The organism is Sulfurimonas sediminis (assembly GCF_014905115.1).
Lineage (GTDB): Bacteria > Campylobacterota > Campylobacteria > Campylobacterales > Sulfurimonadaceae > Sulfurimonas > Sulfurimonas sediminis.
Genome location: NZ_CP041235.1, coordinates 356022 through 372955, shown reverse-complemented (window position 1 = coordinate 372955; position 16934 = coordinate 356022). Strand labels below are relative to the sequence as shown.

The following is a 16934-nucleotide window of genomic DNA, read 5'->3' as shown; positions in this document are numbered from 1 at the left end:
ATATCAGGAAAACTTTGATGCGCTCAGAGCCTGCACTCTTCTTTTGCTTGTCTCAAGAAGTCTCAGCAGATCTTTTGTAATCTCTTCAAGATCTTTATAATATACTTTTGCCTTTTCGAGTTCCAAATCATCTACCTTATGTGTTTTAAACAGTTTGGAAAAAAAACCTTCCTCTTTTGCACCCATAAATATAGTATGGATTTTGGCATACTGTATATGCCACTCTTCATGCATCCTGTCTAAACTTTCATAAAACTGAACACCCAAAACACTTTTTATTTTCTGGGTATCATCATAAAACCATTGCCCGAATTCACACTTCATTTTTGACACAGGTGTTAAACTGTCAATATTTTTGCCTTCAATAAAAAACTTTATTTTTGTCATCTGCTCTATATGTGCCTCACGGGCATGTTCCATCGCATCTATCGTTTTTTCTTTCGTCATATTGTTTCACCTTATAAAGTACTTGTATTATTACATAAAATTTCTAAATTTATTCATCTATTTAAGAAAAATCATTATATAATTTGTCAAAACTTAAGAAAGGAATGTAACTTGAAACACCCAGAACCAATTAATAACCAAATCAAATTAAATCCAAAAAAATATATCGTTTCAAAGACAGATCCCAAAGGAATCATTGAATACGGCAATGATTATTTTGTGGAAATATCCGGATACACCGAACCTGAACTCATAGGAAAACCTCACAGTATTATACGGCATCCAGACATGCCAAAAGTAGTGTTTAAAATGATGTGGGACAGAATAAACGAAGCAAAAAACATCATAGCTGTTGTCAAAAACCTTGCCAAAGACGGAAGTTACTACTGGGTTGTCACAGAGTTTGAACCAAAAATAGATCCTATTACAAACAAAATCATCTCTCATACGGCATACAGAAAAGCTGCTCCGCAAAAAGCAATTGATATAATGGAACCGATTTATGCAAAACTGCTAGAGATCGAGCAAGAAGGAGGAATGGAAGCAAGTGAAAAATATTTAAGAGGATTTTTTGAAGAAAAACAAATCACTTATGACGAGTTTATTGATGACCTCGTTGGAAACAAAGGTCTGTTCAAAATTTTCTTTACAGCTATGAAAAAAATATTTTCATAATAAATTCTGAATTCCCGCAATTTACATTCTATTAAATAATATTCAGATAAAATATCCTTTTTAAAGGATATTTTATTGGATTTAAAAACAACACTGACTCATGACAAAATAGAGTTACCAAATAATTTTTTTCAAAACATACAAAAATACAAAGAGCACCTCTTTAAATGGAATAAAATTCATAATCTTACAGGTGCAAAAAGTGAGCAGACTATAAATGAGTTCATTTATGATGCGGTCTTTCCTGTGAGCTTTTTACCAAAAGTAGACTCTCTGCTCGATATAGGTACCGGTGCCGGATTTCCGGGAATGATTTTGGCATTTGCACTGCCACACACAGAGGTGACACTTGTAGAGCCTTTAACAAAACGGGCAAGTTTTTTACAGTTTGTCAAGGCTGATTTGGGACTTGACAATGTACAAGTCGTAAAAAAACGGGTTGAAGAGATGCAACCCAAAGTATTTGATCTTATCACATCACGTGCCGTCACAGACACAAAAATGCTTTTACGCTTAAGTAAAAACTTTCGGGATGCTCATTCAAAGCTGCTTTTTTACAAAGGTGAAAAAGTTTTTGATGAAATTGAAACAGATATTGATATTAAACATAAAATAATTGAAACAAAAAACAGACACTATTTGCTTCTAGGAGAAGAATTATGATACTGAAAATACTTATAATCGGAGCAGTTATTGCTGCGGTTTACTTTCTGTTTTTCAAGACAAAACCAAAAGCAAAAGTTACAAAAAAGAACACGAAAAAAGACTCCGCAAAGCCTGATGCCGATGAAATGGTGGAGTGTGCAAGCTGTGGTGTTTATGCAGAAATACAAGAGTCTGTTCTCAGTAACGGAAAATACTACTGCTCTCGCGAATGTTTAGAAAAGGGAAAATAATGCTTTTATTTGGTCATAGATTTATAAAGAGTGAAAAATTTTATCATGTGTCTGATATAGACGCGATTATTCAGACACCGCCTGCGTCAATAATTTACCTGGACTTTGAGGAGAAAAATCTTGATATTATTGAATACCTCAGTCAAAATTCCATAAAATTCGCACTCAAAGTGCAAAATGTCACAGAACTCATTTATGCTTCTGCCCTGGGTGCAGGTTACATACATGTAGAGCAAAAACTGGCAAAAACTGCCCAAAAAATTGCTGAAAACTATCTTTTTGATGCAAAGATATTAGTCCATATAGAGAATGAAGAAGAGATAGAAGAGATGGCACTGTTGGGAATAGACGGTGTTGTATTTACAGAGGCGATTGTAAAAATAGCTTCATAAACTATGTTAAGAGTTCAATGCCATTAAGCCAAGCATCTCTTTGGGAACGCGGACTTCAGTCCGGGCTGAGAGTGGCAAGACTATTGCAACAGCCGGCACTGAAGTACCGGTTCCGAGAAAGCATTAATTTTCTTAACTTAATGGCATTGAGACTTCAGTCCGGGCTATGCGTCTTGAAAACTAAAGCCTGGTTTATAAAAAATTATCTAACTGACAACTTTTCTCGGTAAATATGCCTTGAGAGACGTCAGCATTTCATAACTGATTGTCCCTGCATACCTGGCAGCCTCTCTTGCATCGTTAAAGATAAGAAGCTCCTCTTTACATGTAAGGAATGAAGCATTATCCATAGAGATTCTCCCTGCTATTTTTATACCCTCCGGTGTCACATAGTTATGCGAACAGCTTCGTAAAAATCCGTCACCATACCCAAAATCATAATTTGATACATCACATGTACACTCTGTTTCAAATGCTGCTCCATACCCGACACAGTCTCCTTTTTGGAGTTTTCTTGAAGAGATTTTTTTTGCATGCACAGACAAAACAGGTGCCAATTCGTTTACCAATTCGTTTACATGTAAGCCTTTTACATGTAAGCCTTTTACATGTAAAGCATTCGGCAATTCCAAACAACCATAGGCTGCGATGCCTACACGTGCCATATCTTCATCAAAACCATTTGTGCGAAAGAGTGCGGCTGAATTACATGAGTGAAATCGTAAAGAGTCAAAAGCATATTTTTTTGCCAAAGCCCTTGCCTCTTTTTTCACCTGTTGAAAATTTTTGTTTTGCAAATCAAAATACTCATTCTCTTCATCAGCAGAGGAGTGGTGTGTAAAAACAGCTTCAAGTTTGAGCCCTTGTTTGGCACATAAAACAAAGGCTTCTTCGAGTTCAGACATCACAATACCGTTGCGACACATTCCCGTATCTACTTTCAGTTCTACTTTTGTGTTTTTTGCAAACTTGTTAATTGCCTGCAAATCATTAATCGTGTATCGTATTTTTTCATTTGACTCCTGTGCAAAATCTGCCAAAACCAAAATATATTCAAAAAAATCTTCTATCTGTTTTGCTTCTTCATCTGTGCGAACCACTGCTTTTGTCAACCCGTACTCTTTCGCCATCCCTGCGATTTGCAAAAGTCCGTGTCCGTAGGCATTATCTTTTAAAACAAGTGCTGTTTTATCTTTTGTTTTAGTTAGTTTGGTAATAATGTCAAGATTATGAAAAAAATGATTTTTATCTAATGTGATGTAAGCCATAGGAGAATTATACACCATGAAAGAGAAAAAAAGGCTAATTGCCGAATTTGAAGAACAAAGTTTTACGCAAATTATATTTCCCCATGCAGATACAGACTGGGCAGACTACCTTGAAGAAGCCCAAAACATCTTTGTCAACATCATCAATGCCATCAAAAAATATCAAAAATGCCTTGTTGTTGCCTATGACACTGATGCGGTACAAAAACATTTTTCAGATACAAGCAATCTTGAATTTGTAGAGTATATAACAGATGACACCTGGGCAAGAGACTGTTCGGCTTTATGTGTTAAAGAAGCAGACGCGACCACCTTGCTTGACTTCACTTTTAACGGCTGGGGCAACAAATTTGATGCCAAAAAAGACAATCTTATGACACAAAACATTGCACACAAATACCTGCCATGCAAGGTTGAAAAAATTGATTTTGTTCTTGAAGGCGGTGCAGTTGAGAGTAACGGCGCAGGGACGATTTTAACGACCGCTGCATGTATGCACAACAAAAGCCGCAATCCCCAATTCACTCCCAAAGAAATTACAAAAAAACTCCAAGAGTTTTTCGGCGCAGAACAGATTTTATATCTGCATCACGGCTATCTGGCGGGAGACGATACAGATTCCCACATAGACACACTTGTAAGATTTATAGATGAAAACACCATTATGTATGTTACATGTAAAGATACAAACGATGAACATTACAAGGCACTCAAACGGATGGAAGAAGAGTTGCAGATGCTAGCCAAAGCGTATAATTTCCGACTTATTGCCCTGCCGATGTGTGATGCTGTGTATTTTGAAGGCGAAAGGCTCCCTGCCACCTATGCCAACTTTCTTTTTGTAAACAGTGCTGTTTTGGTTCCTGTATATGGAGTTACCCAAGACCAAGAAGCTCTGAAGATTTTCAAACAGGCATTTCCGCACAGAGAGATTGTAGCCGTTGACTGTTCTGTCTTGATTCGTCAACACGGTTCACTTCACTGTGTGACTATGAATTTTTCCCTATAAGTTCTTCAAAACCCAAACACCTTAGTCGGCACTGAAGTACCGATTCCGAGAAACTGCTTCACAAAATTCAAACACCTTAGTCAGCACTGAAGTACCGATTCCGAGGTATTTCGGAACCCGTACTTCAGTGCGGGCTGTGTGTCATGCAAGCCATCTTTGTATGACAAAGCCTTTACTGCAACATCGCCATCCCGCTCATAATCAAATAGGTCGCCAGACCAAACCCCGCTGCTATTAAAATCGTCCGTTTTATTTTTTCTTTTGTACTCATACTGCAATTTTAGCAAAAAATTAACACTTTTGTAACACTTCTTTTTGTATCATAAATTAAATAATTTCTTAAAATTATTCTTTAAAATATATATTTAAAAAGGATACACCATGAAAAAAACAATTACACTCTCTTTATTAGTCTTCTCCTCTTTGTATGCCTCAGAAATTGAACTTGCACCAATCAGTGTAGAATCCACAACACTCACCGAAGTCGCACAAAATGCGCAGGTTTCTGCTGATGTTGCACAAGCACTCGCTGATTCAGTTCCAAGTATAGACATGAGTCGCAGAAGCGGTATTGCCAATGACATCTTCATCCGCGGACAAAAACGCGACAATATTTCCGTAGAGGTTGACGGTACAAAAATCTATGGAGCCTGTCCAAACAGAATGGATCCGCCTGTATCACACATCGTAGCCAACCAGATTGATTCTATCGAAATAATAACAGGACCATATGATGTAACAACATACGGCAATTTAAGCGGTGGTGTAAAGATAAAAACAAAACAACCCACAAAAGATTTCAAAGCATCTGTAAATCTCGGCTTTGGTTCATGGAACTATAAAAAGTTTGGTGCAAGTGCAAGTGGTGGCAATGATTTTATTCGCATGACTGCAACAGTCTCGACTGAATCCTCTGATCAGTATCATGACGGAAACGGAGATACATTAGCACAGCAGATTGACAAATATCAAGCAGCAAATTCTACAACACTGGTTGGTTCTAAAGACCCAAGACTCCAACCTGCCTATTATGATATGCCTGCGTACACAAAAAAGAGTGCCATGGCGAAAGCATTTATCACAACTGCAAAAGATCAAGAACTTCGTTTGAGTGTCACAGCAAACAGAAGTGACAATGTATTGTACGCAAACTCAAAGATGGACGCCCTCTATGATGACTCAAATATCTACTCTGTGGAATATAATATTGACAATGTAGCCAAAGGGTATAAAAATATCAATTTGCAATATTATCACTCTGATGTTGATCATCCAATGGGAACAAACTATAGAAACTCTGCCTTGGCTACCGGAAATATTAAAAACTGGTTGACAACAAACCTTGATGGCATCAAACTAAAAAATAGTTTTGACATCAATTCCTACAAACTTCTTATCGGTCTTGATGCAAGCAACAGAAAATGGGATGGACATTATGAGAAAAATGATTCAGCGGCACTCATGGGGTACAAGAAAAGTATCGACAATGCAGTTACAAAAAACACAGCACTCTTTGCAAAACTTGACAAAAACTTTGGTGCATTTAGTCTTTCTCTTGGAGCCAGAGTTGATGATACTATCATAACAAACGACAGCTATCAAGACAATAATTATCACTCGGTAGGGGCAAATATTCTTGGAACATACAGTCTTAATCAAAAAAATAAAATTTTCTTTGGTATCGGACAGGCTTATCGTGTACCAGATGCCAGAGAACTTTACTTCTTCAGTTCTATGGGTAATCTTGTCGGAACCCCTGATCTTAAAAATGTCAGAAATCAAGAAATTGATTTAGGATACGAAATCAATAATGATAGTTTCGAGTTTAAAATTAAAACTTTTTACTCAAAACTTAAAGATTATATCTACATCCAAAAAGGTGTAGCTGTGAATGCATTTCAAAATATTGACGCCTATATTTATGGTGGAGAAGCCAGCGCATCTGTTTATCTGAGTGATGACATCTCTTTAGATATGAGTGCGGCCTATAAACGCGGAAAAAAAGATGCACCTCTTGCAGGACAAACAAATACTAACTTGGCCGATATAGCACCGCTTGAAGGAAAAATTGCTCTTAACTATGAATATGCCAACCGTTCTATGGCAACAATTGACACTATGATGCGTAAACGCTGGACACAAATAGATGATGAAAATGGCGAACAAGTTCTAGCCGGCTGGGCAATTTTAAATGCAAAAATAAAACATGCTGTCAATAAAAAATTTGACTTTACTGTAGGGATGAACAATATACTCAACAAAACCTATGCAAGAAGTAATACCTATGCGGATTTAGTTCTTATAACTGGAGGAACAACTGATATTATGCTTATGAATGAACCGGGACGCTACATCTACACAAATTTGGATTTCAACTTCTAGGTACCTCCTCTTTGAGGTACTAACACTGCGCTAACACTTCTATATTATACTTCTGTAAAATTAACAAAAAAAGGATTGTATAATGCAAGCAAAATATTTAAAAACACTTCTCGGTATATCAACTGTTACGGCAGCACTTCTCTTAAGTGGCTGTGGTTCTACAAGTGACAGCACAGCTCCGGTCACATCTCTAACAACAAGCGGACAACTTGTTGACAGTTTTGTTGCAGATGTCAATTATACATGTGCGGACGGTACAACAGGGGTAACTGATGCAAACGGTTCCTTTACATGTAGCGCATTGCCTGTAACATTCAGTATTGAAACACTTGAGCTTGGAACAATCTCGATACTTCCGCAAGACACTATGGTTTTTCCTCAGGATTTGGCAGGTGTAAACAGAACAGATATCAATAACAGCCAAGTACTTGCAATTGCACAGCTTTTACAATCATGTGATGATAACTACAATCCAAATGACGGTATTCGTATTCAAACACAGGTACGAGAGCAGCTTCGTCAAAGAGCACATGAAAAACTCACAGCAGATAATCTTGACGCTATCGCTACAGATTTGAATATCTCACTTCTTGATCCGGAGACTGCCGAACAACACCTTTTACAAACAGTTGATTATGTAGAGAGTGTCACAGATTCTATGGCAAACCACGCTCTTCCTGTGCAGGCACATGGAAACGGTATTGCAGATACTGATACAATGCAAACACAGGCAACATCAGCAGTAACACAGGCACTGCTTTCACCTGCTTCTACTCTTACACAAGAGACAAAAGATACCCTGGCATATATGGGAAATGAGGAACGCTTGGCTTACGATGTGTATATGACACTCTACAACTACCACCTTGCAAGTGGAACTGAAATTAAAACACTCTACAATATCGCAACAAACTCAGAAACAGTCCATGCAACAGATATGCAGCTTTTAATCAAAAAATATATTACCTCTTTGGATGATTTTAGCAACATAGATGCAGCGCAAAACCTTCCTGATGCAAATCTAAGCTATTTGGATATAAATATAAATGATTTACCTGCAGGACAATATAACATTCAGGCGATCCAGGATCTGTATGACACACTCGTAGCAAAAGGGAAACAGTCACCCCAAGATGCCCTTGAAGTCGGATGTATGGTAGAAGTAACAGATATCAATGATCTTGATGAAGATATCGCCATTGCAGAGGATTCAAATGCAAGCGATGTTGTTACCGTATTTGAATTTTTAAGAGACGGCAGCTACACACACTACTGGGCATTTGACTCGGCACTGAAAAATATGGGTGTTACAGAGGGGTGTGCAGTTATTGGTGAGGAGTACAACCATCCGGAGTATCCACAAAACACTACTGCAACGACAGGAAACGGTCATCAGTACGGACGACAGTAAAAAATTTCCTAAGCCCTTTTTTACCTAAAAAGGGCTAAAATCCAACCATGATAAAAAGATACCCAACCAAAAAAATATTTGTCGGTGATGTAGCCGTCGGTGGTGATGCACCTATCTCTGTGCAGTCTATGACCTACTCCGACACACACAATGTTGCAGCAACTGTTGAACAGATTAACCGTTTGCATTTTGCAGGAGCGGACATTGTCCGTGTGGCTGTACCTGACATGGAAGATGCCCTTGCACTCAAAGCAATAAAAGAGCAGATTTCACTGCCTCTGGTTGCAGATATTCACTTTAACTACAAACTTGCACTCATAGCAGCAGAATCTGTCGACTGCATCCGTTTTAACCCCGGAAATATTAACGATAAAACAAAAATAAAAGAGATAGTCAAAGCCTGTCAAGAGAGAAACCTGCCGATTCGCATCGGGGTGAATGCAGGAAGCTTAGAAAAAGAGTTTGACGACAAATACGGTCCGACTGCCGAAGCGATGGTTGCCTCGGCTGAGTATAACATCAAATTTTTGGAAGATTTGGGATTTAGTGACATTAAAATCTCACTCAAAGCCAGCGATGTGCAAAGAACGGTCGAAGCCTACAGAATGCTACGTCCAAAGAACCATTACCCATTTCATTTGGGTGTCACAGAAGCGGGAACAATTTTTCATGCAACGGTCAAAAGTGCCATAGGTTTGGGCACACTTTTACTTGAGGGCATCGGCGATACGATGCGTGTCTCCATTACCGGAGAACTCGAAGAGGAGATAAAGGTCGGCCGTGCCATTTTAAAAGACAGCGGTGTGGCAAAAGAGGGACTCAACATCATCTCCTGTCCGACCTGCGGACGCATTGAAGCTGATTTAGTCTCCGCAGTCGCAGAGATAGAAAAAAGAACAGCCCACATAAAAACCCCACTTGACGTCAGTGTCATGGGCTGTGTTGTCAATGCCATAGGCGAAGCAAAACATGCCGATGTCGCCATCGCCTACGGAAAAGGCAAAGGACTTGTCATGGTCAAGGGCGAAGTGGTTGCCAATTTGGATGAGAAAGAACTTGTCGACAGGTTTGTCAGCGAAGTGGAAGATATGGCTAAAAAGTCATAAACCTTTGCTATAAATTATGCTAAAATATACTTAATACACAAAGGATGTTGCGTTATGACAAAAGAGTACATTTTAGACTTTTTAAAGAACAATAAACAACTTTTAAAAGAGAAATATAATGTCACTAAAATCGGACTGTTTGGAAGCTATGCTCGTGATGAGGCAAATGAAGGAAGTGACATTGACTTAATTATTGAAACATCAAAAAAAGATTTTTTTCTCAAATCTGATTTAAAAGATTTTTTAGAAAATACTTTTGATAGCAAAATTGATATAGGCTATTTAGACAGCATACGTGAATTTTATAAACGACGCATTGAAAAAGAGATTTTATATGTCTAAAAAGAGCATATAAACACCATGCTTACCCTTCTATAATCACAACTTTATGCAAAGGAGTATATTTATATTCCTGAAGCCCCAAATATGTCAGAATAAAAAGAGTTGCAAACAATGACAAAACAACATACCTGTACTTTATCTCTCTTCTTGATACACCAAACTCACATACACCTCCAGGGCATCTGCTCAATCTAATATTCAACTGGTGATACAGAAGACATCCTAAACAAATTCCAAATGCAGATTCTAAAAAAAGCAGTGCTAAACAAAGAATACAAATACCTAAACGTGTCAAAGAAATAATGTCAAACACCAGATAATATGTCATTATCACACCCAAAAGCATTCCTAATGCCCAGGCAAATTGTTTTGGTTTTGCTTCCACCCATTCCGGTTTCTGATTTGCCACTATAACAGAAGCAAGAAGCATATAGGGAGCATATTTCGGGTTAATAAACATTCGCACAAAAAATTCAAAGATAAAAGTTATAGAAAACAGTTCTGCCCATAAAAGTGTACGAAATTGATACACACTAAAAAGGCTTAGCAATCCCAATAGGAACATTATACCGGCACTTGCTCGTGCCTCTCTTTCATTTATCACTTTAAAGTCAAACTCAGAAACAGTTTCTCCAAAGTTAAAAAACAGACTCATCAGTTCACCTCATACCCTGATTCTATAATACTTTTTCTGATACTTTCCTCATCTGTTTTTGTTTTGTCAAACTCTACTGCTGCCTGGTTGTTTTTTGCAGAGGCTTTCACTTTTACAACACCTTCTATCTTGGAAACTGCGCCCTCAAGTGTGACTTCACACCCCATACAGGTCATTCCGTTCACACCAATGGTTTTTAGTACTATATCCGACTTTTTTACGGTAACAACCTTTGTTTCTTTTTTCTCATCACTGCACCCTACCGTAAAAGTGAGTGCAAAAAACAGTAATAGCAGCAGTTGACTTAAATCTTTCATTATTTTTCCTTATTTTTATACAAAAGTATACTCTGCAATTGTTAATACTTATCAACTCCATTTAAACCCTCTTATGGTAAAATCTTTTTACTATATGCAAAGGGAATCAATGCAGGACAATCTCTACAACCTCGCTTTTGAGCGCAGTGTTTTAAGCTCTATAGTTTTTGAACCAAGCCAGTTTGATGAGCTCAGCGTTATACTGAAAAAAGATGATTTTTATCTGCCGGCACATCAGGATATATTTCAAGCTATGCTCACCCTTTTACAAAAAGATCAGCCCATAGATGAAGAATTCATCAAAAAAGAGCTCATCAAGGCCAAAAAATTTGATGAACAGGTTTTACTTGAGATTCTCTCTGCCAATCCTATTTCAAATACAAAAGCCTATGTTGATGAGATCAAAGACAAATCACTCAAACGCCATTTGCTCACACTCACAACTGAGATAAAACGCGTGACGGTAGAAGAAGAACTCCCCTCTGCCGAAGTGGTTGACATTGTAGAGAAAAAACTCTATGAAATCACACAGGACAACCAGACAAGCGACTTCAAAGACTCTCCGAAAATGACCTTTGACACAATGGAATACATCAAAGAGATGAAAGCACGTGGTAACTCCGTACTTGTCGGCGTTGACACGGGTTTTAAAGAACTCAACAAAATGACAACCGGTTTTGGTAAAGGAGACTTGGTCATCATTGCTGCAAGGCCTGCGATGGGAAAATGCCTTGGCAAAGGTACAAAAGTTGTTATGTTTGACGGTAGTCTCAAAAATGTTGAAGATATAAAAGTTGGTGATCAACTGATGGGAGATGATTCTACTCCAAGAAATGTACTTTCTCTTGCTCGCGGGAGAGAAAAAATGTACTGGGTTCGCCAAAATAAAGGTATAGATTACCGTGTCAACGAAAGTCATATTCTTTCACTCAAACGCAGTCGAAATGAAGGTAAGCACAAACATGGTGATGTGTTAAACATCTCTGTCAAAGAGTACAACAAAAAATCAAATAAATTTCATTCAAATTATAAAGGTTATAAAGTTGCCATAGATTTTAAAAAGCAAAAACTGTCTATAGAACCTTATTTTCTCGGAATATGGTTGGGTGACGGTACAAGCAGCAACGTTGCTGTAGCAACCCATGATAAAGAAGTTGTAGCGTATCTAAAAGACTATGCCAAAAAACTTAATTTGCAGGTCACAAAACAACATAACAACAAAGAAAAATGTCCTATGTACGCTATTACTTCAGGAAAACGTGGCATTTCAAAGTTTCATGACAATTCACTACAAAAAAAACTAAGAGATTTGCATGTACTTAACTGTAAGCATATTCCGCATCAATATCTGCAAAATTCTCAAAAAAACAGACTGGAGCTTTTAGCCGGACTTATAGACAGTGACGGATACTATGATGACAAATTTCATGTTTTTGAGATAGTGCAAAAAGATGAAAAACTGGCAAAACAGATAAAATTTTTGGCAGATTCTCTTGGATTCCGTGTTTCCATAAAAACAAAAAAAGCACGAATTAAAAAAATCAATTATGCATGTGATGTCTACAGACTGAAAATAGTAGGACATTTAGATAAAATTCCTACAAAAATAGCAAGAAAAAAAGCACGAAAACTACTCTCAAAACGGGAACATCTGCACACAGGCATTCAAGTAGAGTATGACAAAGTTGATGATTACTACGGGTTTACTATAGACGGAAATCATCTCTTTTTACTCGAGGACATGACTGTCACACACAATACCTCGTTTATACTCAACACCGTCAATTCTCTCATACTCCAGGGCAAAGGGGTGGCTTTTTTCTCACTTGAGATGCCTGCTGAACAGCTGATGCTGCGTCTGCTTTCCATTCAGACCTCCATTCCTTTGCAAAAGCTTCGTGTGGGGGATATGAATGATGACCAGTGGTCCAACCTCAACGGGGCTATAGACAGAATGAATGATGCAAAACTCTTTGTGGACGATCAGGGGAGTTTGAACATCAACCAGCTCCGCTCAAAACTCAGAAAGCTCAAAAACCAGCATCCCGAGATTGAAATAGCCGTGATTGACTACCTCCAGATTATGCAGGGAATCGGCTCACAGGACAGACACCTGCAGGTCTCAGAAATTTCACGTGGGCTCAAGATGCTTGCGCGTGAACTTGAAATGCCTATTGTAGCCCTTTCGCAGCTTAACCGTGGATTAGAAAGCCGTAACGACAAGCGTCCGATGCTAAGTGATATTCGTGAATCGGGTTCTATTGAGCAGGATGCCGACATCATTCTCTTTGTCTACCGTGATGATGTCTACCTCTACAAAGAAGAAAAAGAGCGTGAAAAAGCCGCCCGTGCCGAGGGCAAAGAATTTACCTCCACCTATATAGAAAAAGAGGAAGAAGATGCCGAAATCATCATCGGCAAGCAGAGAAACGGTCCGACGGGACATGTCAAACTCATTTTTCAAAAAAAGCTTACGCGCTTTGTGGATGCGCCTGGCTATGCACAGGGGGTTGAGACAGTCTATGAAAATGTCGATACAAAATCAGCCAATATCGAGATGCCACAGGTAGAGATGCCCTCTATCTAAATGCAAACCGTTGAGAAAGTAACACTTTTTAGTGCAAAAAAAGATTACTTTTTCTTTGTGGGACTTTTTTTCACCCTTCTTAGTTTTTCCCTCTCTTATGAGTACTACAAATACAAACAGCTTACAAAATTTGATTCCCAACTTTCTGACGTCACCGTTGTTAAAGCCTACAATAAAACAAAGTTGACAAAAAACGGAAAAATAAAAAGCTATAAAGTTTTAAAACTCAAGAGTGATGACGGATTTGTTTTTTATACAGTCGCAAAGAAAAATCTTCAAAATCTTCAAAACAAACGTTTACATGTAGAGCTGTGGGCAGGAAACATCAGCTTCAAAGAGTATCTCAAAGTTTTTTTTGCCTTTAGCAAAATACTTAAAATCTATGAAAAGCCTACTCTCAAACAAAAAACGGCCTCGTTTATAGATACGCAACACACAAGCAGTGAAATTGCCAAACTCTATAAGGCACTGTTTTTGGCACTTCCCCTTCCAACATCTATACAGACACACTTTTCCAACCTCGGTATTTCACACCTCATCGCCATCAGCGGTTTTCATTTGGGTGTTTTGGCTACTCTTTTATTTTTTCTGTTTAAATACCCTTATAAATTTTTACAAAACAGATACTTTCCCTACAGAAGCTATAAAAGAGACAGTTTTGCCTTTATCAGTTTGGTTTTGCTTGGCTATTTGCTCTTTTTAGATTCACCGCCTTCACTACTGAGAGCCTATGTAATGCTTGTCGTCGGTTTTGTATTGTATGACAGAGGCATGCACATCATCTCGATGCAGACACTCCTGCTTACCGTGTTTTTACTTCTTGCACTTTTTCCAAAGCTCCTGCTCAGTATAGGTTTTTGGCTTTCAGTCAGTGGTGTTTTTTACATCTTTTGGTTTTTGATTCATTGTAAAGCGTGCAGTAAGCTTACACAGTTTTTACTCCTGCCCTTTTGGGTTTATTTGATGATGCTTCCTTTTTCTATGGCAATATTTGGCAACTTCAGCCTATATCATCCCCTTTCGATTTTATGGACAACACTTTTTACGCTCTTTTACCCCTTGGCAATTGCATTACATGTAATAGGCCTGGGAAATCTTTTAGATGTCCCTTTGGCTTACCTCTTACATGTGAACACACATGCTCTGCAACACACACTTGCAAAGGTTTATCTCATTATAGAGGTTCTACTTTCACTCGCAGCCGTATTTAGCAAAAAAGCACTCTATGCCTTACTCGGCTATACGCTGCTTCTTTTTGTATATTTCATCTATAATGTGGCATAGTTTCAGACCGTACAAAAAGATAATCCATGAGACATAAATCCATAGAAATAAAAACATTAAAATAGCAAAGGAGCCGTACATAGTCGTATAGGATTTATTTAAAAAGACATAGTAAATAAAAGCATTTTTACTTAAACTAAAAATTACCGAGACAATAAAAGAGCTTATTGCCGAAGCTTTGGGATTGATTTTTGCATTGGCAGCTATTTGAAAAATCAGAAAAAATAATCCCCAAATAATAATATAAGGAACCAAAGGCAAAATATTAAGCCCAGAGGTCAGAGAGTTTGAAGCCATCAGTGTTGCAATATAACCGGTAATGTAAAAAGAGACACCAAGCGCAATAGGTGTCAGCGTCAAGAGTGTCCAGTAGGTCGTTATACTCTCCCACAAATTTCTTGGTTTTGCATGAAAAATTCTGTTGGCAATGTATTCAAAATTTTTGAAAAAGAGCAGTGAAGAGACTAAAATTGCCACAAATCCTATGGCTCCCATTTTAGAAGCATTTTGTAAAAATCCGTTTATCTGAAACATAACCGTATCAGAGTTCACAGGCATAAGATTTGAGAAAATAAAACCCTGAATTTTTTCATAATAATCAGCAAAAGAAGGCAAAGCAGTCAAAATTGCCATCACAATCAGCAAAAGAGGAATAATGGTAAAAATCGTATAAAAGCTCAGACTCGCGGCAAAGAGCGTCAACTCTTTGTCAACAAAAGAACTGACAAATATTTTTACAGGTTTTATATATTTTGTCAGCTTTTCATTCATGACCTGTTAGTCAAGCCCCATTTTTGCAGGGTTTAAGATATTGTTCGGATCAAATGCTTTTTTGATGGATTTAAACAGCGCCATTTCTGCATCTGTGAAAGCCATTTTCATGTACGGTGCCTTTGCAAGTCCTATTCCGTGCTCACCAGAGAGTGTTCCGCCCAAATCAATCGTTGCCTGAAACACCTCTTCTATCGCTTTGTAGGCAATTTTCACCTGCTCAGGGTCACTCCCGTCAACCATAACATTTGTATGCACATTTCCGTCACCCGTATGTCCAAAACACGGGATTTTGACATTGTATTTGTCTGCAATTGCATAAAATTTCTCAAGCAGTTCCGGCAGTGCCGAACGCGGCACTGTTACATCTTCATTGAGTTTTTTACTGCCGTAAATGCTGAGTGACGGTGAAGCATTTCGACGGGCAAACCAGATGTCTGCCGCCTCTTTGTCATCTTTTGCCACTTTAAAATCACTGCAGCCGTTTTCACGAAATACTTTTTCAATCTGTGCAAGCTGAAAATCCAAGTCATCCTCAAGGTTTCCGTCAACATCTGTAACAAGCAAGGCTCCCGCATCAACTGGCAGACCTTTATGAAAAGTCTCTTCTACGGCACGAATTGTCAAATTATCCAAAAATTCCATTGCAACAGGCGTGATTCCGCTTGCCATCGTTTTATAGACTGCTTCCATCGCATCATTGACCGTCGCAAATATACCCATCGCCGTTTTTGTCATTTTCGGTTTTGGGATGAGTTTGAGCGTGATTTCCGTAAGCACGGCCAAAGTCCCCTCACTCGCAATCAAAATACCGCTGATGTTGTATCCTGCCACATCTTTAATCGTACGTTTGCCTGCTTTAATGACATCACCGTTTGGCAAAACAGCCCGTGTCGCCATCACATAGTCTTTTGTGATACCGTATTTTGCAGCGCGCATACCGCCGGCATTTTCACTCACATTGCCACCGATGGTTGAATAGTCCTGACTCGCAGGATCCGGCGGATAAAAAAGCCCTACTTCTTCGACTTTTTTTTGCAAATCCATGTTGATAACACCCGGTTGAACTATGGCGACCATATTTTTCATATCTATTTCTAAGATTTTATTCATATGTTTTTCCATCGCTAGCACAATTCCGCCCTTACTAGGAAGCGCTCCACCCGTAAAACCCGAACCTGCACCGCGAGGCACTATAACAATTTGATGTTCGTTGCAGTATTTAAGTATTTCGCTGACATCCGCTTCATCTCTTGGAAACACAACCGCATCAGGTTCAAAATGCTCACGCGTCGCATCATACGAATAGGCAAGCAAATGTGCCTTGTCACTGTAAATATTCTCTTCACCGACAATATTTGTAAAGTGTTGTAAATGTTTTTTATCTATCAT

At 38.4% G+C, this 16934-nt stretch carries 17 protein-coding genes; 11 read left to right on the top strand and 6 right to left on the bottom strand.

The window, feature by feature from the left end; genetic code table 11:
* Positions 1-3 precede the first annotated feature (3 nt).
* On the bottom strand, positions 4-447 hold the full coding sequence (locus FJR45_RS02120) for a CZB domain-containing protein (RefSeq protein ID WP_193151132.1): 444 nt from the start codon (positions 445-447) through the stop codon (positions 4-6).
* A 111-nt stretch (positions 448-558) separates the two neighbouring features.
* On the opposite strand from FJR45_RS02120, the gene FJR45_RS02115 reads away from it, so the two are divergent.
* From FJR45_RS02115 to FJR45_RS02100, 4 genes are all read left to right on the top strand, one after another.
* Positions 559-1122 carry a PAS domain-containing protein gene (locus tag FJR45_RS02115; RefSeq protein WP_193151131.1) on the top strand — a complete coding sequence of 188 codons (564 nt, stop codon included), beginning with the start codon at positions 559-561 and terminating at the stop codon, positions 1120-1122.
* Between the two features lie 75 nt (positions 1123-1197).
* The gene (rsmG, locus tag FJR45_RS02110) at positions 1198-1785 is read left to right on the top strand and encodes a 16S rRNA (guanine(527)-N(7))-methyltransferase RsmG (RefSeq protein ID WP_193151130.1); all 588 of its coding nucleotides are present in this window, start codon (positions 1198-1200) and stop codon (positions 1783-1785) included.
* Entirely contained in the window at positions 1782-2018 is a 237-nt protein-coding gene (locus FJR45_RS02105; RefSeq protein WP_193151129.1) for a PP0621 family protein, read from the top strand. The genes rsmG and FJR45_RS02105 overlap by 4 nt, the downstream gene beginning before the upstream one ends.
* Positions 2018-2410: a hypothetical protein gene (locus FJR45_RS02100; RefSeq protein ID WP_193151128.1), complete on the top strand. Its 393-nt coding sequence runs from the start codon at positions 2018-2020 to the stop codon at positions 2408-2410. Before FJR45_RS02105 ends, FJR45_RS02100 begins: the two co-directional genes overlap by 1 nt.
* A gap of 206 nt (positions 2411-2616) precedes the next feature.
* Here FJR45_RS02100 and FJR45_RS02095 read toward each other — a convergent pair whose 3' ends face one another.
* The gene (locus FJR45_RS02095; RefSeq protein ID WP_193151127.1) at positions 2617-3678 is read right to left on the bottom strand and encodes an alanine racemase; all 1062 of its coding nucleotides are present in this window, start codon (positions 3676-3678) and stop codon (positions 2617-2619) included.
* A 16-nt stretch (positions 3679-3694) separates the two neighbouring features.
* Here FJR45_RS02095 and FJR45_RS02090 point away from each other — a divergent pair, with 16 nt between their 5' ends.
* The 5 genes from FJR45_RS02090 to FJR45_RS02070 all read left to right on the top strand — a co-directional run bounded on the left by FJR45_RS02090 (position 3695) and on the right by FJR45_RS02070 (position 9928).
* Positions 3695-4687: an agmatine deiminase family protein gene (locus tag FJR45_RS02090; protein ID WP_193151126.1), complete on the top strand. Its 993-nt coding sequence runs from the start codon at positions 3695-3697 to the stop codon at positions 4685-4687.
* Between the two features lie 381 nt (positions 4688-5068).
* A complete protein-coding gene (locus FJR45_RS02085; protein ID WP_193151125.1) occupies positions 5069-7069 on the top strand; it encodes a TonB-dependent receptor in 2001 nt (666 codons plus the stop codon).
* A gap of 82 nt (positions 7070-7151) precedes the next feature.
* Positions 7152-8480 carry a DUF2202 domain-containing protein gene (locus tag FJR45_RS02080; RefSeq protein ID WP_193151124.1) on the top strand — a complete coding sequence of 443 codons (1329 nt, stop codon included), beginning with the start codon at positions 7152-7154 and terminating at the stop codon, positions 8478-8480.
* A 47-nt stretch (positions 8481-8527) separates the two neighbouring features.
* Entirely contained in the window at positions 8528-9586 is a 1059-nt protein-coding gene (gene ispG / locus FJR45_RS02075) for a flavodoxin-dependent (E)-4-hydroxy-3-methylbut-2-enyl-diphosphate synthase (protein ID WP_193151123.1), read from the top strand.
* 54 nt (positions 9587-9640) lie between these two features.
* Positions 9641-9928, top strand: coding sequence for a nucleotidyltransferase family protein (locus FJR45_RS02070; RefSeq protein ID WP_193151122.1), 288 nt, complete (start codon positions 9641-9643; stop codon positions 9926-9928).
* Between the two features lie 22 nt (positions 9929-9950).
* Here FJR45_RS02070 and FJR45_RS02065 read toward each other — a convergent pair whose 3' ends face one another.
* The gene (locus FJR45_RS02065; protein ID WP_193151121.1) at positions 9951-10583 is read right to left on the bottom strand and encodes a DUF4395 domain-containing protein; all 633 of its coding nucleotides are present in this window, start codon (positions 10581-10583) and stop codon (positions 9951-9953) included.
* Positions 10583-10900: a cation transporter gene (locus tag FJR45_RS02060; RefSeq protein WP_193151120.1), complete on the bottom strand. Its 318-nt coding sequence runs from the start codon at positions 10898-10900 to the stop codon at positions 10583-10585. The genes FJR45_RS02065 and FJR45_RS02060 overlap by 1 nt, the downstream gene beginning before the upstream one ends.
* Positions 10901-10973: 73 nt before the next feature.
* Here FJR45_RS02060 and dnaB point away from each other — a divergent pair, with 73 nt between their 5' ends.
* Both dnaB and FJR45_RS02050 read left to right on the top strand, forming a co-directional pair.
* Positions 10974-13487, top strand: a complete 2514-nt coding sequence (dnaB, locus tag FJR45_RS02055) for a replicative DNA helicase (protein ID WP_347402229.1) — start codon at positions 10974-10976, stop codon at positions 13485-13487.
* Entirely contained in the window at positions 13488-14771 is a 1284-nt protein-coding gene (locus FJR45_RS02050) for a ComEC/Rec2 family competence protein (RefSeq protein ID WP_193151118.1), read from the top strand. It abuts the gene before it with no gap.
* Here FJR45_RS02050 and FJR45_RS02045 read toward each other — a convergent pair.
* Complete coding sequence (locus FJR45_RS02045; protein WP_193151117.1) at positions 14718-15542, bottom strand: YihY family inner membrane protein; 825 nt, start codon at positions 15540-15542, stop codon at positions 14718-14720. The genes FJR45_RS02050 and FJR45_RS02045 overlap by 54 nt on opposite strands.
* Before the next feature lie 6 nt (positions 15543-15548).
* Positions 15549-16934: an FAD-linked oxidase C-terminal domain-containing protein gene (locus tag FJR45_RS02040; protein WP_193151116.1), complete on the bottom strand. Its 1386-nt coding sequence runs from the start codon at positions 16932-16934 to the stop codon at positions 15549-15551.